The sequence below is a fragment of the Streptomyces sp. NPDC003720 genome, assembly GCF_042875075.1.
In the GTDB taxonomy this organism is placed as follows: domain Bacteria; phylum Actinomycetota; class Actinomycetes; order Streptomycetales; family Streptomycetaceae; genus Streptomyces.
The window spans coordinates 25582-51363 of the sequence record NZ_JBIANZ010000011.1; the positions used below are offsets into that span (position 1 = coordinate 25582).

At 73.3% G+C, this 25782-nt stretch carries 19 protein-coding genes; 7 read left to right on the plus strand and 12 right to left on the minus strand.

Annotation, left to right across the window (positions count from 1 at the left end; all coding sequences use genetic code 11):
• The first annotated feature begins 83 nt into the window (after positions 1-83).
• The 4 genes from ACFYU0_RS28270 (at position 84) to ACFYU0_RS28285 (ending at position 3049) form a co-directional block, all read left to right on the plus strand.
• On the plus strand, positions 84-527 hold the full coding sequence (locus ACFYU0_RS28270) for a hypothetical protein (protein WP_351664203.1): 444 nt from the start codon (positions 84-86) through the stop codon (positions 525-527).
• Between the two features lie 70 nt (positions 528-597).
• Positions 598-1917 carry a hypothetical protein gene (locus tag ACFYU0_RS28275; protein WP_389304837.1) on the plus strand — a complete coding sequence of 440 codons (1320 nt, stop codon included), beginning with the start codon at positions 598-600 and terminating at the stop codon, positions 1915-1917.
• Positions 1918-1973: 56 nt separating this feature from the next.
• Positions 1974-2471 (plus strand): hypothetical protein, encoded by a 498-nt coding sequence (locus tag ACFYU0_RS28280; RefSeq protein ID WP_389304838.1) that lies wholly within the window; start codon positions 1974-1976, stop codon positions 2469-2471.
• Positions 2472-2536: 65 nt separating this feature from the next.
• Complete coding sequence (locus tag ACFYU0_RS28285; RefSeq protein ID WP_389304839.1) at positions 2537-3049, plus strand: hypothetical protein; 513 nt, start codon at positions 2537-2539, stop codon at positions 3047-3049.
• Between the two features lie 18 nt (positions 3050-3067).
• Here ACFYU0_RS28285 and ACFYU0_RS28290 read toward each other — a convergent pair whose 3' ends face one another.
• The 3 genes from ACFYU0_RS28290 to eccB all read right to left on the minus strand — a co-directional run bounded on the left by ACFYU0_RS28290 (position 3068) and on the right by eccB (position 6617).
• A complete protein-coding gene (locus ACFYU0_RS28290) occupies positions 3068-3676 on the minus strand; it encodes a hypothetical protein (RefSeq protein ID WP_389304840.1) in 609 nt (202 codons plus the stop codon).
• Positions 3664-4926 (minus strand): type VII secretion-associated serine protease mycosin, encoded by a 1263-nt coding sequence (mycP, locus tag ACFYU0_RS28295; RefSeq protein WP_389304841.1) that lies wholly within the window; start codon positions 4924-4926, stop codon positions 3664-3666. The genes ACFYU0_RS28290 and mycP overlap by 13 nt, the downstream gene beginning before the upstream one ends.
• Positions 4927-5093: 167 nt before the next feature.
• A complete protein-coding gene (gene eccB / locus ACFYU0_RS28300) occupies positions 5094-6617 on the minus strand; it encodes a type VII secretion protein EccB (protein WP_389304842.1) in 1524 nt (507 codons plus the stop codon).
• A 206-nt stretch (positions 6618-6823) separates the two neighbouring features.
• On the opposite strand from eccB, the gene eccE reads away from it, so the two are divergent.
• From eccE to ACFYU0_RS28315, 3 genes are all read left to right on the plus strand, one after another.
• Entirely contained in the window at positions 6824-8194 is a 1371-nt protein-coding gene (gene eccE, locus ACFYU0_RS28305; RefSeq protein WP_351664210.1) for a type VII secretion protein EccE, read from the plus strand.
• Positions 8194-8973 (plus strand): hypothetical protein, encoded by a 780-nt coding sequence (locus tag ACFYU0_RS28310; protein ID WP_389304843.1) that lies wholly within the window; start codon positions 8194-8196, stop codon positions 8971-8973. The genes eccE and ACFYU0_RS28310 overlap by 1 nt, the downstream gene beginning before the upstream one ends.
• A gap of 365 nt (positions 8974-9338) precedes the next feature.
• Entirely contained in the window at positions 9339-12665 is a 3327-nt protein-coding gene (locus ACFYU0_RS28315; protein ID WP_389304844.1) for an SCO5717 family growth-regulating ATPase, read from the plus strand.
• 74 nt (positions 12666-12739) lie between these two features.
• On the opposite strand, the gene ACFYU0_RS28320 is transcribed toward ACFYU0_RS28315, so the two are convergent.
• From ACFYU0_RS28320 to rimP, 9 genes are all read right to left on the minus strand, one after another.
• The gene (locus tag ACFYU0_RS28320; RefSeq protein WP_351664213.1) at positions 12740-13687 is read right to left on the minus strand and encodes a bifunctional riboflavin kinase/FAD synthetase; all 948 of its coding nucleotides are present in this window, start codon (positions 13685-13687) and stop codon (positions 12740-12742) included.
• A gap of 130 nt (positions 13688-13817) precedes the next feature.
• Entirely contained in the window at positions 13818-17240 is a 3423-nt protein-coding gene (locus tag ACFYU0_RS28325; RefSeq protein ID WP_389305147.1) for a trypsin-like peptidase domain-containing protein, read from the minus strand.
• Positions 17241-18716: 1476 nt separating this feature from the next.
• Entirely contained in the window at positions 18717-19622 is a 906-nt protein-coding gene (truB, locus tag ACFYU0_RS28330; protein ID WP_389304845.1) for a tRNA pseudouridine(55) synthase TruB, read from the minus strand.
• Positions 19619-20080, minus strand: coding sequence for a 30S ribosome-binding factor RbfA (rbfA, locus tag ACFYU0_RS28335; protein WP_351664215.1), 462 nt, complete (start codon positions 20078-20080; stop codon positions 19619-19621). The genes truB and rbfA overlap by 4 nt, the downstream gene beginning before the upstream one ends.
• A gap of 46 nt (positions 20081-20126) precedes the next feature.
• Complete coding sequence (locus ACFYU0_RS28340) at positions 20127-20420, minus strand: DUF503 domain-containing protein (RefSeq protein ID WP_351664216.1); 294 nt, start codon at positions 20418-20420, stop codon at positions 20127-20129.
• A gap of 213 nt (positions 20421-20633) precedes the next feature.
• Complete coding sequence (infB, locus tag ACFYU0_RS28345) at positions 20634-23684, minus strand: translation initiation factor IF-2 (protein WP_351664217.1); 3051 nt, start codon at positions 23682-23684, stop codon at positions 20634-20636.
• Positions 23685-23833: 149 nt separating this feature from the next.
• Positions 23834-24139, minus strand: coding sequence for a YlxR family protein (locus ACFYU0_RS28350; RefSeq protein WP_351664218.1), 306 nt, complete (start codon positions 24137-24139; stop codon positions 23834-23836).
• 101 nt (positions 24140-24240) lie between these two features.
• A complete protein-coding gene (gene nusA / locus ACFYU0_RS28355; protein ID WP_351664219.1) occupies positions 24241-25239 on the minus strand; it encodes a transcription termination factor NusA in 999 nt (332 codons plus the stop codon).
• Between the two features lie 2 nt (positions 25240-25241).
• Positions 25242-25751: a ribosome maturation factor RimP gene (rimP, locus tag ACFYU0_RS28360; protein WP_351664220.1), complete on the minus strand. Its 510-nt coding sequence runs from the start codon at positions 25749-25751 to the stop codon at positions 25242-25244.
• Positions 25752-25782 lie beyond the last annotated feature (31 nt).

The following is a 25782-nucleotide window of genomic DNA, read 5'->3' on the forward strand; positions in this document are numbered from 1 at the left end:
GTCGTTCGGTCGGCGCGCCAAAACGCGTTCGAGCGCGATGAGTTGCCGCGCGGACTCGGCGGCGAACGGGGAGAGGCGGAGTCATGGCAGTGCCGGAAGCAGGACAGACCGCGGGCGACGCGCCCGCGCAGCCCGTCGGGATGCGGCTGAACCAGTTGCCGTCCGATCCCGGAGGGTCCTCCGGTCCCCCGCCGCTGCTCGGGGGGCAGAAGGACCTCGCTTCCTCTCCGGCCGAGAAAAAGGCCGCCGCGAAGGCCATCGAGGACCACATCGAGCCCGACACCCGGAAGGCCGGCGACTGGGCGGACACGGACACCGACTCGGCCGTCTCCGAGTTCCGGGACGGTTGGCACACGTCGGGAGCCCTGAAGAAGGCGCATGAGACATGGGGCGAGCAGGTGCAGAACCTGATGAACATGCTCGCGTCCGACAAGGCGTCGCTGCGGAGCGCGAACACCGTGCTGCAGAACACGGACATCCAGACCGGGACGAACGCCGGCTCGGTGTCCGTGCTCACCGGTTACTGACGGAACCGGGCGCGGTCACCGATCGGCCGTCCCGACGGGCACGCTGCCACGCCACACAACGGGGAACCCCATGCCGAACTACCACGAGATCATGACCACCGACCTGTCCAAGCTCTCCACGGCGGCAGACCGTTGGGACGGGATGGCGAAGGAGTTCCACAAACAGGAGATCGCCTACAAGCGGGATGTGCACGGCGTCTCCACGGGACAGACCTGGACCGGGCTGAGCGCGAACGCCGCCGGCCGGCGGTTCGACGTCACGCTCAAGCAGTTCCAGAGCGCCCAGAAGGAGGCCAAGGCGGTGGCCTCGCTGCTGCGTGAAGCGCACACCCAGTTCACGGACCTGCGCAAGAAGTTGGAGTCGGCCCGGGCGGACGCGGTCAAGGCCGGGATGGCGGTGTCCGAAGCGGGCGTGGTCTCCTACGACACCTCGAAGCTCAGCGACACCGAGCGCAACGCCATGCACCACGACCCCGACTACCAGCAGTCGGTGCGCTCGGCCGTCGCCTCGTGGCAGGAGCACGTGGACAAGGCCGTGAAGAACGTCGTCGAGGCCGACGCCCATGTCGAGACCGCTCTCAAGGCCGTGGTGCTCGACTCCGACGTCAACGACGGCACGCTCACCGGCTTCAACGGCCAGGCGCACACCGGAATCGACAAGTACGTGGCCGAGTCGAAGCGCACTCCCACCAAGCCCGACGGGTGGGTTTCCGACGGGGAGGCCGAGGCCTCAGGTCCCGGTGTCGGTGCGGAGGCGACCGGACCGGACACCGGATCCGGCAAGATGGGCGAGGCCGAGGCGCATGCCGACCTGGGCCGCGCGAGCGCGGAGGGTTCGCTCACCAACGGGCCGGTGAAGCTCGACGGCGAGGCCGAAGCCTATGCGGGCGCCAAGGGCTCCGTGAGCGGTGGCGTCACCAATGAGGGCATCCAAGGCGAGGCCGGCGGCCTGGTGGGCGGCGAGGCCTCGTCCAAGGGCCGCTTCGACGTAGGCCCGGTGGGTGTCTACGGACGCGCCGAGGCCATGGCGGGTGCCGAGGCCGGAGGCCATGCCGGAGCGGGTCTCGAGGGCATCAACCTGGGCGGTGAGGCGTTCGCGGGGGCGAAGGGCGGCGGCACGGTCGGCGCGGACATCGGGGGCATCGGGGCGGGTGTCACCGCCGAGGGTTGGGCCGGTCCGGGTGCCGAGGCCAATCTGGACATCGGAAAGACCGAGGACGGGAAATGGGGGTTCAAGACCAGCGTGGGTCTCTCCCCGATCGTCGGTGGTGAAGTGGGATTCGAGTTCACCGTCGACCCGGGCAAGGTGGCCGATACCGCGGGTGATCTTGCCGACGTCGTCGGCGATGGTCTGAGCTCGGCCGGTGACGCCATCGGCAGCCTGTTCTGATCCACACGTCACATGCCCGTCGCGAGGGTGCAGCGCTTTAGGAAGGAGGGCTCGCAATGACCACGAGCCTGCCGGTCCCGATCGATTTCGAGCTGCCGGAGGGCTGGCGCTCGGCACCTCCGGACGAGGTCGGTGCCCCCGGTGCCGCGTTCGTGGCGGTGCATCTGCCGTCCGACGGCGGGTTCACCGCGAACATCACGATCGACGGCGAGTACCGTCCGGACCCGGCGACGCTGCCGGACATCGCCGACGAGTCGGTGGAGCGCCTCGGCCGGGCGGTCACCTCGGTCACCGTCACCGGCCGGCGCGAGACGGGTTCCGCGGAGGCTCCTGGCCTCACGCAGACACTGTCCTTCTCGACCATCGCCGGCGGAGTGCGTCGCGACCTCGTCCAGTCGCAGGTGTACATGTCCATGCTGGACGTCTCCGATCCGCACAAGCGGGCGGTGATCCGGCTGATCCTCACCTCGACCGCGAGCCAGCACCCGGCCGTCCTGGACGACTTCAGCGACCTCGTCCGCAGTGTGCGTCCGGGCAGCGGTGCGACGCCTTGAGGGGCCCGCGGGAGCGGGAGAGGTGTTTGTTGTGCCGGCGTCAGTGCCCCTCGTAGGTTGAGCCCATGGGACTCTTCGACAAGTTGACCGGAACCCGGCGTCCCCCGGACGGTGTCCCGCCGGTCCCGGTGGAGGAACTGCGTACGGCTCTGCTCGGGCTCAACGGGCCGGAGGTGCCGTACGTCGTCCGTTACGGTGCCGCTGAAGGTGCCGACCTGGTGGCCGAGTGGCGGATCGCGGAGCCTGCCTGGCAGGGGTTCTTCCTGGAGTCGCGGATCACGCACGCCGTGCGCATCCGGATGCGGCTGGACCGTGACGGCCACGAGGTGCGTGCCCTCGAGGAGCAGTGGGAGGTCAGCCGGGTCGGGAATCCGCCCCGGCTGCAGGTGGCGTCGTCGTACTCGCGCGGGCAGAACCGGACCGTCACGCGGCAGTGGACGCTCGGGCGGGGGGACGACGGGCGTCTTGAGGCGACCGAGACCTTCCGGTTCGACGCCGCGGAGTTGCGTGAGCCGCTGCGGGACGCCGTTCTGAAGTGCGGCTGGGTCTGGCGCGGGGTCGTTCTCGGGAAGCTGTGAGGCCGGGCGGAAAGAGCGTCAGCACTCTCCGGTCCGCACCGCCGCCTTCAGCCGGTACCCGCGGAAGGTCAGGGTGCCCGGGTCGCCGTTCAGGCCCGGGGGTGTGTAGTCGCTCCTCTTCCAGCGGGTGCGTCGCAGGTGGACGCAGAAGGCGTCGTCCGCGCCGGACGCCGTGACGGTGAGGTGGGCCTCGGCGTCCGTGTCGGTGTCCGCCGGGTCGGCGGAGACGCCGGTCTCGGGGGCGTCGCCGCCGCCGTAGCGGGTGACCTTCTCCTCCGTCAGCGACGCGAAGTCGGTGAAGTAGGCCGAGGAGCCCGTCTCGTCCATGGTGTAGGCGTAGCCGTCCAGGCCGTCGGTGGCCTGGTGCACCGCGCTGGTCAGCTCGCTGTCGCTCCAGGACATCCGGTCGGAGACGCCGAAGCCCTGGACCGCCGTGCACACGCCGGCGATGGCCAGGGCCACGAAGAGGACGCGCGCCACGACGAAGGAGGCGCCGGGCAGTTCGGGGGCCGACGGGTTGATGCCGGCGCGCCAGGCCCGTACCCGGTCCGCCGGCACACAGGCCATGCCCAGCAGGACGGCGCACAGGACGAGGAGGAACACGTTCATCTTCGTCAGCGCGTCCACGAGCCGCCTCCCGGCTGCCGCGGGCGCCGGCGCCGTGCGTCGCGGACCGCGACGGCCGTGCCGGTCAGGCCGGCGACGAGGACCAGGCCGCCGACCACCACGTACGTGGCCATCCGGGTGTCGCGTTCCTCCGCCGTCTCGCCGAAGTGCAGGGGGGTGACCGAGGGGGCCTCGCCCTTGGAGACGCCGTCCTCGGGGCGCGGCGACTGGACGGGGTGTTCCGGGTCCACGTCCGTCAGGGCCTTCACCGGGTCCACCACGCCCCAGCCGACCAGCCGGTCGTGGCCGGGGATCGAGCGTTCGGCGGTCTGCTCGATCTGGGCGGTGACCTCCTGGGCCGTCCACTTGGGGTACTTGGCCTTCAACAGGGCCGCCACGCCCGCGACATACGGCGCCGAGAAGCTGGTGCCGTTGTCCGAGCAGTGACCGCCGCCGGGCACGGTGGAGATCATGTCGACGCCGGGGGCGGCGACGCCCACGAAGTCCCCGGACTGTGAGAACGCCGCCCGCTCGTTGTTGCGGTCGGACGCCGCCACCGCGAGCACGCCCTTGTACGACGCCGGGTACGTCACCTTGACGTTGCCGCCCAGGCCGTCGTTGCCGGCCGAGGCGACGACCACGACCTTCTGGTTCAGCGCGTAGTCGACGGCCTGCTCCAGCCTGGAGTCCGGCCGGACCGCGTTGGCCGTGTCCTGGGAGATGTTGATGACGTCGGCGCCGGCCTGGACGGCGTGCCTGATCGCATCGGCCAGGGTGAGCGCCGTGCCGTCGCCCTCGGCGTCGTTCTGCTTGATCGGGATGATCGTCGCGTCCGGGGCCAGGCCCACGAAGCCGGTCCCCTTGGCGGGCCGGGCGGCGATGATGCCCGCGACGCGGGTGCCGTGGCCGACCGTGTCGGTGGTGCCCGAGCTGTTGCCGCGCTCTATCTTCTCGCCCTTGGAGTTCTTCGCGGGCAGCAGGTTCTTGCCCTTTGAGGCGTCGACGGCCTTGGTGAGCTGCGGGTTCTTCACGTCGACACCGGTGTCGATCACGGCCACCCGCACGCCCTTGCCGGTGGACTGGGCCCACAGCGCATCCAGGTTGACGCGCTGCAGCGCCCACGGGCGGCCCGTGTAGTCCTTCGCCGGGAAGGTGCACTGGCCGTCGTCCGCGAGGGCCGGGGTGGCGGGGAGGGCGAGGATGGTGGCCGTGGCGGTGAGGAGTGTCGCGGCGGCCAGGGCCGCCGACCGGGTCGCGATCCGGGTTGCCACGGTGGGGAGTTGGGATGCCAGGGGGCGGGCACCCGCCGGCCCCGCCTCGGCCGGTCCTCTCCTCGCGGGCTCCGTTCGCGGCGGCTCCGGGGCCGCGGACTTCGTCCCAGACGGCTTCGTACGCGACGGCTTCGACGTCTGCATGAGTGCGTTCTCCTCCCCCGCCGCTACGAGCCCTGCGGCTGCCGTGCCGCCGACTCCGACAGGCGCGGGCCCGTCGGCAGGAACCTCGACCACTCGACGGGGATGGGCGTGGGCGTCACGTTCTCGTAGCCGAGGCGGGTCTGGGCGATCTTGGCCTCGTTCAGCTCCTCCTTGAGCCGTTTGTCGGAGGTGCCGATGCCCTGGTCGTCGGTGGTGCTGTCGCTGTTGGACTGCAGGGCGTAGCGCAGGCCGGTGTCGGTGACCAGGAAGACGCCGCCGGCCGTGGTCTCGGTGCCCTGGAACTGGCGGTAGAGCTGGCCGGATCCGGGGGTGACGTAGGCGCTGGAGGAGCCGGTGGGGAGCTGGGCGGGGAAGTCCTTGCCGACCCAGGTGGACAGGGTGGTGGCGCCCTTGGCGCCGATCGAGCGCATGACGTTGCAGAGGGTGTTGCGGCCGCTGGTGGTGCTGGAGCCGTCGTTCACCGTCCTCGGCCTGTACGCCGGCCAGTTCCGGCCGCCGTCGAACGTCGTGCTGTCGACGACCGCGCCGGGGCTGACCTGCTGGGCCTCACCCGCCTGGCCCACGCCGACGAGGTCCCCGCTGTTCAGCAGCAGCGTGGCCGTGAACTCGGAGACGCGGGCCACCTTGCCCTTCAGGACGACGTAGTACTGCATGGTCTGGCCGTCGTAGGCCTTGATGACCTCGCCGACCTTGTCGTACTGGCGCAGCAGTTCGGAGGCGCCCGCCTTCTCGCCGGGCGTGCCCTGGATCGGCGGGATGGAGACCGGGTCGCCCTTGTGCAGGGTGTCGAGCCAGTCCTGGGAGACGCGCTGCGGGGCACGGCCCTGGGTGTCGAGGGCCTTGAGGAGTTCCTTGTCGGACGGGTCGGCGATCTCGTACGCCGTGCCCCGCGCGTCGACCACGTACTGGGTCTTGCCGTCGGGGCCGACCACGTACATGAGGTCGCCGTGGGCGAGCTTGTCGCGCCCGTCCGTCCTGGACCACTCCTTCTGCGCGAGGACGAACGCCGCCTTCTGGATGGCCCGTCCGCCGTCGCCGGGGCGCTCGCACACCGCCCAGCGCTTGGTGGCCGAGGCCTCGTCCGGGGTGGGCAGGCGGTCGGGGGCGTAGGGGATGCCGATGGTGGCGCCGTGCGGGGGCTTGCCGCTGTCGAGGATCTTCTCGTCGACGGTGATGACGCTGTCCTTGCCGGGGGCCAGCAGGAGCTTGGCGGAGGCCATGTTGAGGACCGGGTGGAGCTGGGTCTGCTTGCCGGTCTTCAGGACGACGTACCGGGTGGTGGACTTGCTCGCGACGATGACGTGTTCTTCCGGGGTGTCCCAGCCCTTGGGGGCGGTCGGGCTGAACATGCCGATCGCGCCGAACACGGCGAGCACGACGGCGCCGACGACCAGGCCGGGCACCAGTGCCTTCAGCGGCTTCGGGGCGCCCTCCTCGGAACCGGAGGGCGAGGGCTGCAGGAATGACGCGAGCGTGCGGCGCTTCGCGAAGGTGTAGGCGTTGAGTTCGTCCCGCCGTGATGCCATCTGTGTCCGCTCTCTCCCCGTTGCGGAGCCGTGGGGGACCTGTGAAGATCCGTCCCCCGCCCTCGGTTGCCTCTGGTGCCTCGACTGTCAGACCCGGCCCCTACTATGCCTGTTGCGTGGACGTGCGTGTGGCACGGGTAGGGTGCTCAGGGCTTGAAGGGACCGGAGCGCAAGGGATTTCGGGAGAGTTCGGGGGTTTTGGAGTGATGGCTTCCGCAACGCGGGCCCGGTCGCGATCGCAATCGGGGGCACGATCGGGTGACGCGGGCCGGTCGGGCGCCCGCGGCTCCTCTTCCTCCGGACGGCGCGGTGAGCAGGCACCCGCGTCGTCCCAGGGTGCGTTCGCCCCGCACCCGGAGTCCCGTTCCGGGCGCGGCGGTTCGTTCGCGGTGCAGCGGCTGGTGCTGCTGGAGATCGCGGGCGCGCTGCTGGTGTGCGGCTGGCTCGTCGGCATGGTCGCGCTGATCGTCGCCGCCGCGATCGCCGCGGTGCTGGTGGTGCTCGCCGTCGTGCGGCGCCGGGGACGCTCCCTGCCGGAGTGGCTGGGCACCCTGCTGGCGCTGCGCGCCCGCAACCGGCGGGCCGCGGGCACGCCGGTGCCGGTGGGCACCGACTCCGGTCTGGCGCCCGCCGTGGAGTGCGACCCGTCGCTGCGCACGTACAGCCACAGCCGCGGCGACGACCGCGATCAGCGGCCGATCGGCATGGTGGGCGACGGCGGTTTCCTGACCGCGGTGATCCAGGTGGAGTCGGACGCGGGCGCGCTGCGCGCGGAGCGCGGCCGCAGACCGCTGCCGGTGGCCCTGGTGCGGGACGTCCTCGAAGTCGACGGGATCCGGCTGGAGTCGGCGCAGATCGTGGTGCACACGCAGCCCGCGCCCGCGCTGCACCTGCCGCAGCAGTCGGTGGTGGTCAGCAACTACGCGCCGCTGCAGGCGGAGACCGGTTCCCCCGCGGTGCGGATCACGTGGATCGCGCTGAAGCTCGATCCCGAACTCTGCCCGGAGGCGGTGGCCGCGCGCGGTGGCGGGCTGCTGGGGGCGCAGAAGTGTCTGGCGCGTTCCGCCGAGCACCTGTCGAGCCGGCTCACCGGCGCCGGGTTCCGGGCGAGCGTGCTGAACGAGGAGGAGCTGACGGCGGCCATCGCCACCTCGGCGTGCGCCAATCCCATGGTGACGGCGCAGGCCGCCCAGGCCGGGCGGGGCGAGGCGCCGCAGCGCCGCACGGAGGAGTCCAGCCGCAGCTGGCGCTGCGACAACCGCCGGCACACCACCTACTGGGTGCGCCGCTGGCCGCAACTGGGCGGCTCCAACGGCTCGCTGGCGCAGTTGGTGGCGCGGCTGACGTCGGTGCCCGCGCTGGCGACGACCTTCAGCCTGACCCTGGCCAGGGGCGCGCAGCAGAACGTGTCCATCACGGGACACCTGCGGATCACCGGCCGCAGCAACCAGGAACTGACCGACGCCCGGCGCGAGCTGGAGCGTGCGGCGCGCGAGGCGCGGACCGGGCTCGCCCGTCTGGACCGGGAGCAGCTCCCCGGCGTTCTGGCCACCCTGCCGCTCGGAGGTGCCCGCTGATGGCCATCACGACTTCGCCCACCCAGCCGGGTGGGTCACGTCCGGGCGCGACCTCGTCTCGCGCGGGGCTCGGCGAGCGGCTGCGGACCGGGTTCGGCCTGCTGGGTCCCCGCCACCCCCGGCACACGCTGCCCGTCGAGCAGGCCGACGCGCTGTCCCTGCCGATCGGCGACGACGGTGTGGTGGTCGGCGTCGACACCGAGGGTCAGCCCGCGGTGCTCGGGGTCAACCGTCCGACGGCGTTCGACATAGTGCTCATCGGCGGGCTGTGGACCGCGCAGGTCATGGCCCTGCGCGCGGCCGCCACGGGTGCCCGGGTGGCGGTCGAGACGGGGCGGGCCCAGGCCTGGATGCCGATGGTGCACGCCATGGGCGGCGGGCAGAACGGTCTCGCGGTGTACGACGTCGGCCGGGTGCCCCCGCAGGGCGCCTCGGCGGGGACGCCGGTGCTGGTGGTGCGGGACTGCGGTATGCGGCCGCCGCGCGGACGGGTGGCGTCGGCGCCGTGGCAGTCGGTGCTGACGCTGCTGCCGTATCTGAGCCCGGTGGCGCCGCGGTTGATGCGTCAGGCGCGTCTGGTGGGTGTGCAGCGGGTGTCGCCGGACGAGGCGGCGGAGATCGGGCGGGTGCTGGCGCTGCCGCGCCCGGAGCTCGAGGCGCTGCCCACGCTTCCGGACGGCGTGACCCTGTGGTGCACCGAGCGGGACCGGCAGTACGTGATGACGCGGGCGACGGACGCTGAGACCGGACTGCTGGGCATGGCACGCCGGATGGACTGATCCGCGTCCAACTTGGCCCGTTTTCGTGCCGGATTGGCGACTTTTCGCGTCAATACCGGCGTCGGCGCGGGCTGAACGTGGTGCGTTTTCGTCACGTTTTGGTGTACGACGACAGGTGCCGCGCCCCTCGTCGGCCCGGCGGGACACCGCGGAGCCGGCGGCTAAGGGGCGGACAGGCCTGCCGGACCCGCGCTTTTGGTGATTAGGCTGGGGCAGGGCGCGTCGCGAACTCCCGCCAGCGGGCGGAACGGCTTCGCGGACTGAGGGGGCCAGTGGCCCACGTGGGGAAGCCCCGGCGACATCGCACGACGGAACGGGGTGCCCCGAGCACGGCATGAGGGTGCCCGACCACACCAGGAGGAACTGTGAGCAGCGATCGGGACGGGATCCGCGGGGGCTGGGCCACACCCGGCGATGACCAGCCCGACGCGGAATCGGCCGTCGAGACCACGGGCGAGTTCACCATCGACTACGCCCCGCCCGCCTGGTACACGCAGAACGCGTCCGGGGCGTCGGGTTCCGGTGCCGCGGGCGACACCGGTGGCGGCCATGGTTCCGGCCCGGCGGGCGGACCCGGTGCCGGTGCGGCTCCGCTTCCGCAGTTCCCGTCCGGGCCGCCCGAGGCGGGGCCGGATCCGTCGCCGTACACGACTCCGGCGGCCGGTACGGCTGCGCCGGGCGGCCCGTACGCCCCGCCGGTCCCGCCCGCTCCCCCGGCGCACGCGCCGGGCGCGCCCTTCGTGCCACCGACCGGGGCGCCGTTCGCCGCGCAGCCTCCGGCCGCCGGCCCCGGTGCGCCGTACGCCCCTCCCGCGCCGCCGACCGGGAGTCCGGTTCCGGTGCCGCAGCTGCCCGATGGGTTCGAGCCGCAGCGGCCCTCGCAGCCGGCCGAACCGCCCCGGCAGGAGAGCACGGCCGCGGCCGCCGCGCAGCCGGCCGCGCCCGAGCCGGACAACGGGGACCTGGAGAGCGGTGCGACCATGCGGTTCTCCGCTGTCGCGCTGAAGCGTGAGATGGCCGAGATCGCGGAGCGCGCGGCCGCCGAGGAGCAGGCCGCCGAAGCATCGGGCGAGACTTCAGCGCCGGGTGCCGGACCGCTCGGCGCAGACGGCGCGGCCGAGGGCGAGGTCGCTTCGCCGGACGGCTCCGCCGAGGAGCACGGCGACGGAAGCGGCAGCGGTGACGGGGAAGGCGGCTCCGAGGCCGCCGCGACGGCCGGGGACGCCGACGGTGCGGACGCCGATGCGGCCGCTTCCGCGGAGCCGGCCGAGGCCGGGCAACCCGCCGGATCGGCCGAGGCCGTCGACGAGTCCGCCGAGAGTGCGGCCGGGGCGGTTCTCACGGGTTCGGAAGCGGAAGGCGACAAGGAGGCGGGGGCCGCGGATGGCACCTCCCCCGAGAGCCGGAGCGAGGATGCCGAGGCGGCCGTCGGCGCGACTGCGGCGTCGGCGGACGGCACGGCTGCCGACGCCGCGCCGGGCGTAGCGGAATCCGAGGACACCCCGGCGCCGGAGGGCACGCCCGAGGGCGAGGCCCCGCAGGCCGATGTCCCGTCTCAGCGCACCGCTCCCGCCGATCCGGCCGCTCCCGGTACCCCCCAGGGCGCACCGCCCGCCTGGGGTCCCCCGCCGGCGCACAACGGGCTTCCTCCGCTGCCGCCGTCGTACCAGCCCGCCGCCCCCGCGCCGGCCGCCCAGTGGCCCGCTCAGGCGGCGCAGCCGCAGCAGCCGGGCCCGATGCCGGCCGGTCAGGCGCAGCCTGCCGCCGCGCAGGGTTCCGGAGCGGTGCCCGGGCAGCAGCCGCCGTTCCAGCCGCAGGCCCCGCAGCCCGCGCCCGCCGCCTGGCACCAGCAGGGCCAGCCGCCGGCCGCCGGAGCACCCGGCCACCCGGGCCCCGCGCCCGAGCAGCCCGGCGGTTACGACTTCCCGCAGCAGGGGCAGCAGCAGGGCCCCACCGGCCCGACTCCGCACGGTGGTTACGGCTTCCCCCAGCCCGGCCAGCCGCAGCCCAACGCGGCCGCACCCCAGCCGCCGCACCCCGGCACGCCCAACCCCCCGGCCCAGCCCGGCGCTTACGGCTTCCCCCAGCCCGGACAACCGCAGCCCGGCCCGACCCCCGGCGGCTACGGCTTCCCCCAGCCCGGACAACCGCAGCCGCCCGCGCAGAATCCGGAGGCCGGTGCGGCGGGTCAGGCCGCGCAGCCGGCCGTCGATCCCCGGGCCGGTGCCGCCTGGCCGCAGCCGATCCAGCACGACCAGCGGCAGCCGACCAACCCCGGTGCGGCGCCCCTGGGTTACACCGCGGCCGTGGAGCTGTCCTCGGACCGGCTGCTCAACAACAAGCGGCAGAAGGCGAAGAGCGGCCGGCCCGCCGCCGGCGGGTCCCGTTTCAAACTGGGCGGGAAGAAGGAGGAGGCCGAGCGGCAGCGGAAGCTGGACCTGATCCGCACGCCCGTGCTGTCCTGCTACCGGATCGCGGTCATCAGCCTCAAGGGCGGCGTCGGCAAGACGACCACCACCACCGCCCTCGGCTCGACCCTCGCCTCCGAGCGGCAGGACAAGATCCTGGCGATCGACGCGAACCCGGACGCCGGCACCCTCGGCCGCCGGGTGCGCCGGGAGACCGGGGCGACCATCCGCGACCTGGTCCAGGCGATCCCGTACCTGAACTCGTACATGGACATCCGGCGGTTCACGTCGCAGGCGCCCTCCGGTCTGGAGATCATCGCCAACGACGTGGACCCGGCCGTCTCGACCACGTTCAACGACGAGGACTACCGGCGCGCCATCGACGTGCTGGGCAGGCAGTACCCGGTGATCCTCACCGACTCGGGCACGGGCCTGCTGTACAGCGCGATGCGCGGGGTGCTCGACCTCGCCGACCAGCTCATCATCATCTCGACGCCGTCCGTCGACGGTGCGAGCAGCGCGAGCACCACCCTGGACTGGCTGTCCGCGCACGGGTACGCCGACCTGGTCTCCCGGTCGATCACGGTCATCTCCGGGGTGCGCGAGACCGGCAAGATGATCAAGGTCGAGGACATCGTGTCGCACTTCGAGACCCGCTGCCGCGGGGTGATCGTGGTGCCCTTCGACGAGCACCTGGCCGCCGGCGCCGAGGTCGACCTCGACATGATGCGGCCGAAGGTGCGGGAGTCGTACTTCAACCTCGCGGCCATGGTCGCCGAGGACTTCGTGCGGCACCAGCAGATGCACGGTCTGTGGACCAACGACGGCAACCCGCCGCCGGTGGCCGCCCCGCCGATGCCGGGCCAGCAGATGCCGGGCCAGCCGTACCCCGGTCAGCCGATGCCCGGGCAGCCGTACCCGGGCCAGCCCATGCCGGACCAGCCGTACCCGGGCCAGCCCATGCCGGACCAGCCGTACCCGGGCCGGCCCACGGCGGACCAGCCGTATCCCGGCCAGCCGATGCCCGGGCAGGCGTATCCGGGCCAGTCCCACCAGGGCCAGCCCTACCCGCCGCAGCCCGGCCAGCCGTACGCGCCGCAACAGCAGCCGTACCCGCCGCAGCAGCCCCAGCCGGGCCAGGCGCAGCCCTATCCGGAGCAGCAGGCCCAGCCGGGCCCGCCGCAGCCGCAGGGCGCGCCCGGCCGGCCCTACCCGCCGCAGCCCGGTCAGCCCCAGGCACAGCCGCCGCAGGCCCCGCCTCCGCAGGCTCCGCCGCAGCAGTAGGCCCCGGCCAGGGGACGGTACGACGAAGGGCGGCCGGTGCGTATCGCACCGGCCGCCCTTCCCTGTCCGGGTTGCTACGCCTCCGCGGCCACGATCTCCCGGCACCGCTTCACGTCGTCGGCCATCTGCTCCAGCAGCGCCTCGAGCGACTCGAACTTCGCCTGGCCGCGCACGTAGGCGACGAAGTCGACGGCGACGTGCAGGCCGTACAGGTCGAGCCCGACGCGGTCGATGGCGTACGCCTCCACCGTGCGCTCGGTGCCGTCGAACTGCGGGTTGGTGCCGACCGAGATCGCGGCCGGCATGATCTCGCCCTGCGCGTGCAGATAACCGGCGTACACGCCGTCGGCCGGGATGGCGGTGTGCGGGAGCGTCTCCACGTTGGCCGTGGGAAAGCCCATCTCACGGCCGCGCTGGGCGCCGCGCACCACCACGCCCTCCACGCGGTGCGGACGGCCCAGGATCTCGCGGGCGCCGTTCACATCGCCCTCGGCGACCAGGCGCCGGGTCAGGGTCGAGGAGAACGGCTCGCCGCCGCCCGCCTCGCCGGTGACGTACAGGTCGACGACCTCGACCTCGAAGTCGTAGATCTCGCCCTGCTCGGTGAGGAACTCGACGTTGCCGGCCGCCTTGTGGCCGAAGCGGAAGTTCGGGCCCTCGACGACCGCCTTGGCGTGCAGCTTGTCCACCAGGACCTTGACCACGAAGTCGGCGGGCGACAGCTTGGAGAACTCGGTCGTGAAGGGGAGGATCAGGACCGCGTCGACGCCCAGCTCCGTCATCAGCTCGGCCCGGCGGTGGTGCGGAGCGAGCAGCGGCGGGTGGCTGCCGGGGCGGACGACCTCGCTGGGGTGCGGGTCGAAGGTGACGACGACGGCCGGGACACCCAGCTCGCGGGCGCGGTCGACGGCGTGCTTGATGATCAGCTGGTGGCCGCGGTGGACGCCGTCGTAGGAACCGATGGTGACGACGCTGCGCCCCCAGTCCTGGGGGATGTCCTCCAAGCCACGCCAGCGCTGCACTGTGACCGCTCCTCGAACCCTTGTCCGTGTCTACCGTTGACCTCTTGTGCAGGTCTAAGGGTGCCATGCCGGGTGCCCGGCGCCCGCATCGGCATGGAGGCTGTGACCGGGCGCACGTTCCCCGGGCAGGTCAGGCCGGTACGCGGACGCCGGCCAGGTTGTCGATCATGCGGTGGGCGCTGGGGCCCACCACGGCGGCCCAGTCCTCGGGGGCCTCGCTCAGCCAGCGGGCCATCCGGGCGGCGAAGCCGGGCGCGTGCCGGGCCAGGTCGACGAGCGCGCAGTCGAAGCGGGTGGCGCCGTCGGGGGTGCGGACGAGGAGCAGGCCGGTGCGGTGGATCAGCGCCCGCAGCTCCGTCTCCCGGCCGTCTCCGTGCGGGGCCGCCGCGTACAGGACGGCGTCCAGGACGGACGGCTCCCGCTCGTGGGCGAGCAGGAGGTCCAGCAGCTCGTGCCGCAGCGGCCGGGACGCGGGGGTTCCGGGTGCGGCCAGAACGGTGGCCAGGGCCGCCCGGACCTCCTCGGGGCCGTCGTCGAGCAGTGCGGTGAGCAGGGGCAGCAGGGCGGGGCGGGCGGCGCTGCCACGGTCAAGGCAGCGGTCCACGTAGTCGGCGGCGGGCGCGGCCAGCTCCGGGCGTGTCCGCGCCGCCTCCCGCACCAGGGCGGCGACCCGGCCGGCGACGGCGTGGTGGGTGACGTCGGCGAGGGTGCGCAGGGCCTCCCCGGCGACCGGGACGCCGGCGCCGCTCAGGCGGGCGCGGAACGCCTCCAGGACCGGCTCGGGGTGGGTGGTCAGGGCCGGGAGCAGGGCGCCGGGCGGGAACAGCGGATCGGCTTCGGCGAAGTGGCACAGCGCGTCGGTCAGATGCCGGTCGCGGGTCTCGGGGTCGCGCACCAGGAGGGCGAGGGCGCCACCGTGCAGGGGGCGGTCGGCGGGGCGGGCGAGCAGGGTGAGGGCTGCGTAGCGCAGCAGCTCCCGGTCGGCCGCCGAGTGGACGTGGGGGGCCGCTCGCAGCGCGGAGGCGACGGCGGCGGCGCGGCGGGCGGGGCGCGCGTCGTGCGCCCAGCGGTCGACGGCCCGGCAGACCGCCGAGGGTTCGTCCTCGGCGAGGACGGCGAGCAGCTCGTCGGCGCGCGGGTGCTCACTGGCCGCGAGCACCTCGGTGAGGTCGTCCAGGGCCCCGTGCCGATGGGTGTGCAGCAGCGCCTGCGCGGCGGTCGCCACGGTGGCGTCCGGGGCCGCGGGCAGCGGCCGCTCGTCGTCGAACCAGCCGGTCAGGTACGGCTGTACGACGTCGGGCCGGGCGGCGAGCAGCCGGGCCACGGCGTCGAGGTGGCGTCCGCCCGCGTCGGCCGGCTCCGGTGGCCCGGCGTCCGCCAGGACCAGCTCGCGCAGCAGCGAGAGCCGCTCCTCGACCGGTGCGGGCAGTGCGGTCCAGAAGGCGGGCCCGAACTCGGCGGAAACGGGCCGCTGTTCCCGGCGCCAGGTGACGATGTGGTCGGCGAGGACGCGCAGCACACCGGTGTACGGCGTCGCGTCCGGCACGGCCAGCAGGGTACGGGCGAGGAGCCGGGCGGGCCACCAGGAGCTCGGCTCCATGTCCAGGGCGTCCACCAACTCGCGCAGCCGCAGCCCGAGTTCGCGGTGGCCCTGTTGGCGTGCGAGGAGGAGCAGGGCCTGGACCACCGGGCCGGCGCGGTGGTGCGGCAGGGGCGCGGGGTGCGGGTCCCGCGAGGGGCGGTGGACGAGGACGTCGAGTGCCTCGTCCAGGTCGAGGTGCAGGCCCTGGATCCAGTCCGCGAGTTCCTCGTGGGCGAAGCGGTAGCCGTCGCCGGCCGGGGTCAGGAGGCCTTCGGCGAGGACGGCGGAAGCCCAGCCGGTGCCGCCGCCCAGCCGGGCCGGCGCGGGTCCCCAGGGGAACACCGCCTCGAAGGATGCCTGGTCCAGCTCGCCCTGTTCGGTGCCGAGGCTGCGCCGGGCGGCGTCGTGCACCTGCCCGGCCACCCGGGCGGCGAGCCGCCGTACGGCCGTGCCGCGCACGCCGTTCTCGGCGGCGAGACGGACGGCGACGCGCAGGCACACGAGGTCCAGGTGGGCGGCGAATACCTCGTGCCGGTCGACGGGACCGGCGGGCGGGGCGTCGCCCGGAAGTGCGGCGCGGACCTCGGAGAGCAGGCGCAGGGTGAGCGGGTGCCGGGCGTCGCGGTCGGCGAGGGCTCCCCCGGGGATGCGGTAGCGGGCACGGGCCTCGCGGGCCTCCTCCCGGGTGAGGTCTCCGATCCGCACGCACGGCGGCAGCGGGCATCCGGCGTCCGTGGCCGTGGGCGCGTGCAGCAGTCCGGCGGGGAACTCGGCCCCGGCGTGCTCCCAGTACTCCTCCCGGCAGGCCACCACGAGCCGTGTACCGGTCTCCGTGAGCCACTGCGCCGTGTTCCTGATCCACTCGGGCAGTCGGCGGGCGAGGGCGGGCGGCATCTCTTCGGGTCCGTCGAGCAGGAGCAGCAGCGGGCGGCCGGCCCGCCGGGCGAGGCCGGCCACGCGCTCGGGGCTGAGGCCCGCGGTGTCGGCAGGCGGCGCGGCGGGGCCGGCGGCGACGATGCGCGCGGCGCGCGCGAGACCGCGGCGCACCGCGTCGGCCACGGACTCGTCGGTGTCCCCGAGGTCGGCGCCGCGCAGCCACAGGGTGGGGGCGGGCCGCTCGGCCCCGTGGCGGCGGGCGGCGAGGGCTCCGAGTTCCGTCGTACGGCCGCTGCCCGGGGCGCCGACCAGGCCGAGCACGGCGCGGCCGGCGACGCCCTCGCCGTCGGCGAATGCATTCAACTCGCCTGCCACGGACTCTCGTTCGACGGGGCGTACCGGTGCGAGGCCGGCCGCCCCGGTGTGTCCGGCCAGGGCGCCGGGCGGGCCGTCCTGGCCCACCGAGGTGGCGGTCAGTTCGAGGACGCCGGCCAGGTTGAGGTCGGCCCCGTGGGCGGGCACGGTGGCGGCGTTGCGGGCGAGCAGTTCGGCGAGCGGGCCCTCGGCCGCCGGTCGCAGGGGCACCGCGAACCCGGTGTCGCGCCGGTCGGAGTGCAGGGCGGTGCCGAGCACGGCGAGCACCGCGCCGGTCCCGGCGTCGAGCACCGGTCCCCCGGCCGCGCCGCCACCGAGCCGCAGCGCGTCCTGGCCCGCCGTTCCGATGGCCAGTTCCAAGGCGTCCGCGATGAGGTGGAAGCGGTCCGTGGCGGTGTAGGTCACCTCGGTGGCCGCCAGTACCCGTGCCTCGCGCCAGCAGCCGGCGGCGACTCGGACGTAGGTGCCGGCCTCGACGCGTTCGCGAACGGTCAGCGGCAGCGGAGCCACGTCCAGCCCCTGCGTACGGACCAGGGCCAGCCCGAGCTCGGGCAGTGCGTTGACGGCCTCGGCGCCGACCAGGCAGGTGCGCTGCCCCGCGGCGTGCAGCACGAGCCGGCCGAGCCCGTCGACGGCCTCGTGGCTGGTGAGCAGGGTGCCGAGATGATCAGCGAGGAACCCCGTCCCACGGGGCCGCCCCGCCAGATCCCGGATCTGCACGAGCCCGTCGACCACGGCCCGGCCCACACCGCCGAGCCCGTCGAGTCCGGCACGGCCCACACCGCCGAGTCCGGCCCGGCTCACGCCGTCGAGCCCGGCACGGCCCACGCCCCCGAGCCCGCCGAGCCCGTCGACACCGGCCCGGCTCACATCACCGACCCGGCCCGCGTCACCGATCCGGCCCACATCATGGACCAGACTCGCATCACCGACCCGGCCCGCCGTTCCGCCGCTCAAGCCCGGTCCGCCAGTGCGCCCTGGTCCGCCGCCGGCCGGCACCGGACCACCGGCCCGCTCCGGACCACCGTTGCCGTTGGGCCCGCCCACGGGCACCGGACCGCCGGCACTCCACGGAGCCCCGGGCCCGCCCGCCCCGGCGACCGAACCCGAGTCGCCGGTGCCACGCCAGGGCCCGGCACCGTCGATGTCACCGGAGCGGCCCCGGACGACGGCACCGCTCGGCTCGCCGGTAACACCCGGAACAGCAATCCGTCGCAACTCACCGGACTCGCCCGGACCGCCGGTCGGCTCCGGGCCTCCGGGCCGGCCTTGGTCGTCCGTCCAGACCGGGCCAGGGACAGGAACCCGCCTCAAGCCATCCGCACCACCGGCAAGACCCGCCTCGCTCGGACCACCACCGGTCGGCTCCGGGCCCCCCGTACGAGCGAAGTCATCCACACGGCCCGGAACAGCGACGCGGCTCACGTCACCGGCCCGGCCCGAGTCAACGGCCGCCACCAGCTCTGCGCCACCACTGGACTCAGCGCTCCGGTCATGGACGACAGCACGGCTCGGCTCGCCGGCACCCGGAACGGCGATCCGAACCAAGTCACCGGCACCGCCTCGACCGCCGGTCGTCCCCTGGCCCGCGGCAGCACCGGCCTCGTCCACCTGGACCGGAACAGGGACCCGCCACGCTCCCTCAGCACAGCCGGAAACACCGCCGGACCCACCGGACCGGCCCTGATCGGCGGGTCGGCTCACGTCGACAGGTCCGCTCGGGGCGGCGATCCAGCCCGGGAGGCCGGCCCAGCTCGCGTTGACGGTCCGCCTCGGGACGCCGGCCACGGCCGCGTGGCCGATCCGACCCACGCCGCCCGTTGCGCCCCCCGGGCCGGCGGCCCCGCCCGCCTCGCCGCCGCCCGGGCCCGGGGCGAAGGCGTCGGTGGGCTCTGGCTCTTCGTCTCGTGCCGCCATGGCCGTACCCTCCCCGCCCGTACACACGTGCCCTCGTCTTCGACGGTAGGCGGGGGATGATCAGCGGGACAGTTCACAGGGCGAAAGCGCCCCCTTCCGCTCCCCCGGTTCACTCCGAGCGCCTGCCCGGTCGGGTGAATGAGCGGAGGCGGCTGGATACAGCCTAGGGGTGGGGGAACCGAGGGGGGTCCGTGGAGCGGCGGCAGTGGCAGTACCCCGTGGCCGCCGCCGCTCCACGGAGGGGCTTGCGCCCGGCGCGAGGCCGGGTTCCGGTCGGCGTCAGCCGAAGACGGCCAGGCTCTTCGCCTTGCCCTTGTGCTCCTCCACGAGGGCGAGGAAGCGGCCCTCCAGATCGAACACGGCGACGGGACCGGCGCCCGCGTACTCCTCGGGCATCTCCAGGCGGACGCCGTTGAGCAGCAGCCGGGCGCGCCGGACGTCCACCTGCCAGCGCGGGAACGCCGCCGTAGCCGCCTCGGCGACGGGCATCACCGTCAGCTCCTGCTGGAGCTGGTCCAGCGTCTTCGCGGAGTCGAGCTTGTACGGGCCGACGCGTGTCCTGCGCAGCGCCGTGAGGTGGCCGCCGACGCCCAGGTCGGCGCCCAGGTCACGGGCGAGGGCGCGGATGTAGGTGCCGGACGAGCAGACCACCGAGACGACCAGGTCGAGCACGGGGGTGCCGTCCTCGGCGACGGCGTCCCGGACGTCGTACACCGCGAAGGAGGACACGGTGACCGGGCGGGCCGGGATGTCGAACTCCTCGCCCTCGCGGGCCCGCTTGTACGACCGCACGCCGTTGATCTTGATGGCGCTGACCTTGGACGGCACCTGCATGATGTCGCCGGACAGCTTGGCGATGCCGGAGTCGATGGCGCCCCGGGTCACCCTGGAGGCGTCCGTGGCGGAGGTGATCTCCCCCTCGGCGTCGTCGGTGAGCGTGTTCTGGCCCAGGCGGATGGTGCCCAGGTACTCCTTCTCGGTCAGCGCGAGGTGCCCGAGGAGCTTGGTGGCGCGCTCGACTCCGAGGACCAGGACGCCGGTCGCCATCGGGTCGAGGGTGCCGGCGTGGCCGACCCGGCGGGTCCGGGCGATGCCGCGCATCTTGGCGACCACGTCGTGCGAAGTGAAGCCCGACGGCTTGTCGACGATGACAAGGCCGTCGGGCGTGGTGTGCTTCTGGGTCATTCCGCGGCGTCGCCGTCCGTCTCGGCGCTCTCGTCCTCGCCCGGCTTGCGGTACGGGTCGGCGCCGCCCGCGTACGCCGCGCCGGCGGAGGCCTCGCGGACCTTCGCGTCGGACTGGCGCGCCCTGTCGAGGAGGTCCTCGATGGTCCGGGCGGTGTCCGGGAGGGCGTCCGCGACGAAGGTGAGGGTCGGCGTGAACTTCACGCCGGCCGCGCGGCCGACCTCGGAGCGCAGGATGCCCTTGGCGCTCTCCAGTCCGGCGGCCGCGGCCTGCCGCTCCTCGTCGTCCCCGTAGACCGTGTAGAAGACGGTCGCCTCCCGCAGGTCACCCGTGACCCGGGTGTCCGTGATGGTGACGTGCGAGCCGAGCCGCGGGTCCTTGATCCCGCGCTGCAGCTTCTGGGCCACCACCTCCCGGATGAGGTCCGCCAGCCTTTTCGCCCGCGCGTTGTCGGCCACTGGTCCGTCTCCCGTTCTTTCTTCTTCTGGGGTTCTGTGGGTCTGGTCAGTCGTCTTCGCCGTGGAGGCGCCGTCGCACGGACAGCAGCTCCACTTCGGGGCGGCCGGCGACCAGCCGTTCGCACCGGTCGAGTACGTCGGTGAGGTGCGCCGTGTCGCCGGAGACCATGGCCAGGCCGATGATCGCTCGCCGGTGGAGGTCCATGTGGTCCACCTCGGCCGCGCTCACCGCGTACTTCCGCTGGAGTTCGGCGACGATCGGGCGGACGACGGAGCGCTTCTCCTTCAGCGAGTGGACGTCGCCGAGGAGCAGGTCGAAGGACAGAGTCCCCACGTACATGTGTGTAACCGGTTCACCCGCCGGTACGGGATCGGTGGCCCCGGATCCGTATGGCCGGGGACACCAAGAACGGTACCCCGTACCCGCCGGTGCCTCGACAGGGTTTCATCGGCGCCGTCGGCCGGACCGCTGCCCCGGGGATTCCGCCCCCGGGCAACGGCGCGCCGGCCGGCGGGACCGCAGTCCCGCCGGCCGGCGGCGAACCGTGGGGTGTTACACCCGCGGCTTCTCTCGCATCTCGTACGTCGCGATGACGTCGTCGACCTTGATGTCGTTGAAGTTTCCGAGGTTGATACCACCCTCGTAGCCTTCGCGGATCTCGGTGACGTCGTCCTTGAAGCGACGCAGGCCCTCGATGTTGAGGTTCTCCGCGACCACCTTGCCGTCGCGGATGAGGCGGGCCTTGGTGTTGCGCTTGACCTCGCCGGACCGGATGAGCACACCGGCGATGTTGCCCAGCTTGGACGACTTGAAGACCTCGCGGATCTCCGCCGTGCCGAGCTCGACCTCCTCGTACTCCGGCTTGAGCATGCCCTTCAGGGCCGCCTCGATCTCCTCGATCGCCTGGTAGATGACCGAGTAGTACCGGACGTCCACGCCCTCGCGCTCGGCCATCTGCGCCGCGCGGCCGGCCGCGCGGACGTTGAAGCCGATCACGATGGCGTCCGAGCCCATCGCCAGGTCGATGTCGGACTCCGTGACCGCACCGACGCCGCGGTGCAGGACGCGGATGTCGACCTCTTCGCCGACGTCCAGCTGGAGCAGGGAGGACTCGAGGGCCTCGACGGAACCGGAAGCGTCACCCTTGATGATCAGGTTCAGCTGCTGGATCTCGCCGGCCTTGAGCACCTTGTCCAGGTCCTCGAGCGACACGCGGCGCGTGCGCTTGGCGAACGCGGCGTTGCGCTCGCGGGCGGCGCGCTTCTCGGCGATCTGACGGGCCGTACGGTCCTCGTCGACCACCAGGAAGTTGTCGCCCGCACCCGGGACGTTGGTCAGGCCCAGGACCTGGACCGGCGTCGAGGGTCCGGCCTCGGCGACGTTGTTGCCGTTGTCGTCGAGCATGGCGCGCACGCGACCGTAGGCGTCGCCCACGACCATCGTGTCGCCGACCCGCAGCGTGCCTCGCTGGACGAGGACCGTCGCCACGGCACCGCGGCCGCGGTCGAGACGGGACTCGATCGAGATGCCCTGCGCGTCCTGGTTCGGGTTGGCCCGCAGGTCGAGCGAGGCGTCGGCCGTGAGGACCACGGCCTCCAGCAGCGAGTCGATGTGCAGACCCTGCTTGGCGGAGATGTCGACGAACATCGTGTCGCCGCCGTACTCCTCGGCCACCAGGCCGTACTCGGTCAGCTGACCGCGCACCTTGGTCGGGTCGGCACCCTCGACGTCGATCTTGTTGACCGCGACGACGATCGGCACCTCGGCGGCCTTGGCGTGGTTGAGCGCCTCGACCGTCTGCGGCATGACGCCGTCGTTGGCCGCGACCACCAGGATCGCGATGTCGGTCGACTTCGCACCACGGGCACGCATGGCGGTGAACGCCTCGTGACCCGGGGTGTCGATGAAGGTGATCTTGCGCTCTTCGTCGTTGACCTCGGTCGCGACCTGGTAGGCACCGATGTGCTGGGTGATGCCGCCGGCCTCGCCCGCGATGACGTTCGTCTTGCGGATGGCGTCGAGCAGTCGGGTCTTACCGTGGTCGACGTGACCCATGACGGTCACGACCGGCGGACGGACGACCAGGTCCTCCTCGGAGCCCTCGTCCTCACCGAACTCGATGTCGAAGGACTCGAGCAGCTCGCGGTCCTCCTCCTCGGGGCTGACGATCTGAACCGTGTAGTTCATCTCGTCGGCGAGGAGCTGCAGCGTCTCGTCGGAGACGGACTGCGTGGCGGTGACCATCTCGCCGAGGTTCATCATGACCGCGACGAGCGACGCCGGGTTGGCGTTGATCTTCTCCGCGAAGTCCGTGAGCGACGCGCCGCGGGAGAGGCGGATGGCCTCGCCGTTGCCGCGCGGCAGCATCACGCCGCCGACGCTCGGGGCCTGCATGGCCTCGTACTCCTGGCGCCTCTGCCGCTTCGACTTGCGGCCGCGACGCGCGGGACCGCCGGGACGGCCGAAGGCGCCCTGCGTGCCACCACGGCCACCGGGACCGCCGGGACGGCCGCCGAAGCCGGGACGGCCACCGCCGCCACCGGGACCACCGGGACGGCCGGCGAAGCCGCCACCGCCGCCACCGGGACCGCCGGGACGACCGGCGAAGCCGCCACCGCCGCCACCCGGGCGACCGGCGAAGCCGCCGCCACCCGGACGGCCGCCGCCGCCACCGGGACGACCGCCGCCACCGGGACCGCGGCCGCCGGGGCCACCGCCACCGGGACGCGGGCCGGCAGCCGGACGCTGCGGCATCATGCCGGGGTTCGGACGCGGACCGGCCGGGCCGGGACGCGGGCCGCCCTGCGGGCGGGGCATGCCGGACGGCGACGGACGGTTACCGCCCGGAGCCTGCGGACGGGGACCGCCGCCCTGGCCGGGAGCCTGCGGACGGGGACCGGCGCCGGGGGCACCGGGACCGCCGGGACGCGGGCCGCCCTGCGGGCGGGGCGCCTGCGGGCGCGCCATGCCGGTGGAACCACCGGAGGTGAAGGGATTGTTGCCCGGACGCGGGCCGGCCGGGCGGGCGCCCGGACGCTGACCCTGGCCACCGGGGCGCTGGGCACCCTGGCCCGGACGGCCACCCTGGCCCTGGCCGGCAGCCGCGGGACGGCCACCGGGCTTCGGCGCACCCGGACGGGCGCCGGGACGCGGGCCCTGCGCGGCCGGAGCCTGCGGGGTCTGCGCGGGCGGGGCCGGCGGCGCGGTGAACTCCGGGGCGGCCGGCGCCGGACGCGGCGCGGGCTTCGGACCCGGGACCGGACGCGGGCCGGGGGCCGGCGTCGAGGCCGCGGGAGCCGACGGAGCCGCGGGCTGCGGGGCAGCCGGCGGCTTGGGGGCGCCCGGCTTCGGGGCAGCCGGACGGGCCGCCTGCGCCGGAGAGGGCGCGGCGGGCCTGGGGGCAGCCTTACGGGGGGCGGGCTTACCGGCGGACTTGCCGGAGCCACCGCCCTGGAATGCGTCGGTCAGCTTGCGTACTACGGGCGCTTCGATCGTCGAAGACGCCGAACGGACGAATTCACCGAGTTCCTGGAGCTTGGCCATGACGACCTTGCTCTCCACACCGAACTCCTTGGCGAGTTCGTATACCCGGACCTTAGCCACTTCGCTCCTCTGAGGTCCGGGTTGCGGCCGGACCGTCGCTAGTTCATGGGCGTACTCATCGCGTACTCATCGAGTGCTCATCGCAATCTCGACCTGCTTTCGACTCGCGAGGTACCAGGCCGCACGGGGGTTTCCGCACGGCTCGCTTTTTACGGTGTTGCCTGCGTTGCCTGCTCGGCAACTGTCTGTCGCTCGACGTAGTGGCGCAACGCCTTTACGTCGAGCGGCCCGGGGACGCGGAGCGCCCGAGGGAACGCCCGGCGGCGCACCGCCTGGTCGATACAGACCGGGTCGGGGTGTACGTACGCACCCCGGCCGGGCAGCGTACCGCGAGGATCGGGAACGCACTGTTCCTGATCCGCCACGATGCGCAGCAGAGCGTCCTTGGCCGCTCGCTGCCTGCACCCCACACAGGTGCGCTCAGGGCATGCGCGGGCTCGCGTCCGGCCAGACACCCTTAAGTCTACCTCCCCGCACCGACCTCACCCCTACGGGGGAAAAGTCGAACAGTCGCTTGCTGCAGGCTGACGTGATCTCAGCGTCACCAGGCCGAGATCTATTCCCCGTCGCGGTCCCCGGCCTGCTCGGTGTCCGGCCGGATGTCGATCCGCCAGCCGGTCAGCCGGGCGGCGAGCCGCGCGTTCTGCCCTTCCTTGCCGATCGCCAGCGAGAGCTGGTAGTCCGGCACGGTCACCCGGGCGGACCGGGCGGCCAGGTCCACGACGTCCACCTTGCTCACCCGGGCGGGTGACAGCGCGTTCGCCACCATCTCGGCCGGGTCGTCCGACCAGTCGACGATGTCGATCTTCTCGCCGTTCAGCTCGCCCATGACGTTGCGCACCCGGCCGCCCATGGGGCCGATGCAGGCGCCCTTGGCGTTCAGGCCCGAACGGGTGGACCGTACGGCGATCTTGGTGCGGTGACCGGCCTCGCGGGCGATCGCGGCGATCTCGACCGAGCCGTCGGCGATCTCCGGCACCTCCAGGGCGAAGAGCTTCTTCACCAGGTTGGGGTGCGTGCGCGAGAGCGTCACGGAGGGGCCGCGGACGCCCTTGGCCACCCGGACGACGTACGACCGCAGGCGCATGCCGTGCGGGTACGTCTCGCCGGGCACCTGCTCCTGCACCGGCAGGATGGCCTCCAGCTTGCCGATGTCCACGAGCACGTTCTTGGGGTCGCGGCCCTGCTGGACCACGCCGGTGACGATGTCGCCCTCGCGGCCGGCGTACTCGCCGAGCGTCGCGTCGTCCTCGGCGTCGCGCAGCCGCTGCAGGATCACCTGCTTGGCGGTGGTGGCGGCGATCCGGCCGAAGCCGGACGGGGTGTCGTCGAACTCGCGGGGCGCCTGGCCCTCCTCGAGGTCCTCCGGGTCCTCCTTCGCCCACACGGTCACGTGCCCGGTCTCCCGGTTGAGCTCCACGCGTGCGTGCCGGCGGCTTCCCTCGGTGCGGTGGTACGCGATGAGGAGGGCCGACTCGATCGCCTCGACCAGCAGGTCGAAGGAGATCTCCTTCTCCCGCACCAAGCCCCGCAGGGCGCTCATGTCGATGTCCACGGCTACGCCTCCTCCTCTTCCTTCATGTCCTTCTTGTCCTTGCGGTTGAACTCGACCTGCACGCGCGCCTTCGCGATCTCCGGGAAACCGAGTCTGCGGGCGGTCGCCTTGCGGCCCTTCACCCCGGGCACCTCGACGTCGACGCCCTCCTCGTCCACCTCGAGGATCCTCGCGACCAGTTCGCCGCCCTCGGCGAGCTGGAACCTCACCAGCCGGTCGGTGGCGCGCACGTAGTGCCGGTGCTCGGTCAGGGCGCGCTCCGCGCCGGGGGTGCCGACCTCCAGGTCGTACGCGTCGTCACCCATCGCGTTGGTCTCGTCGAGCTTCGCCGAGAGCGCGCGGCTCACATCGGCGATCCGGTCCAGGTCCGCTCCGGCGTCGGAGTCGACGGTCACGCGCAGCACACGCTTGCGTCCGACGGATTCCACGGTGATCTCTTCGAGGTCGAGCCCCTGAGAGGTGACGAGCGGTTCGAGCAGCTCTCGCAGCCTCTCGCTCTGGGTGGTGCTCATCCGGGTGACTCCTCGGCCGCGTGTGCTGTTA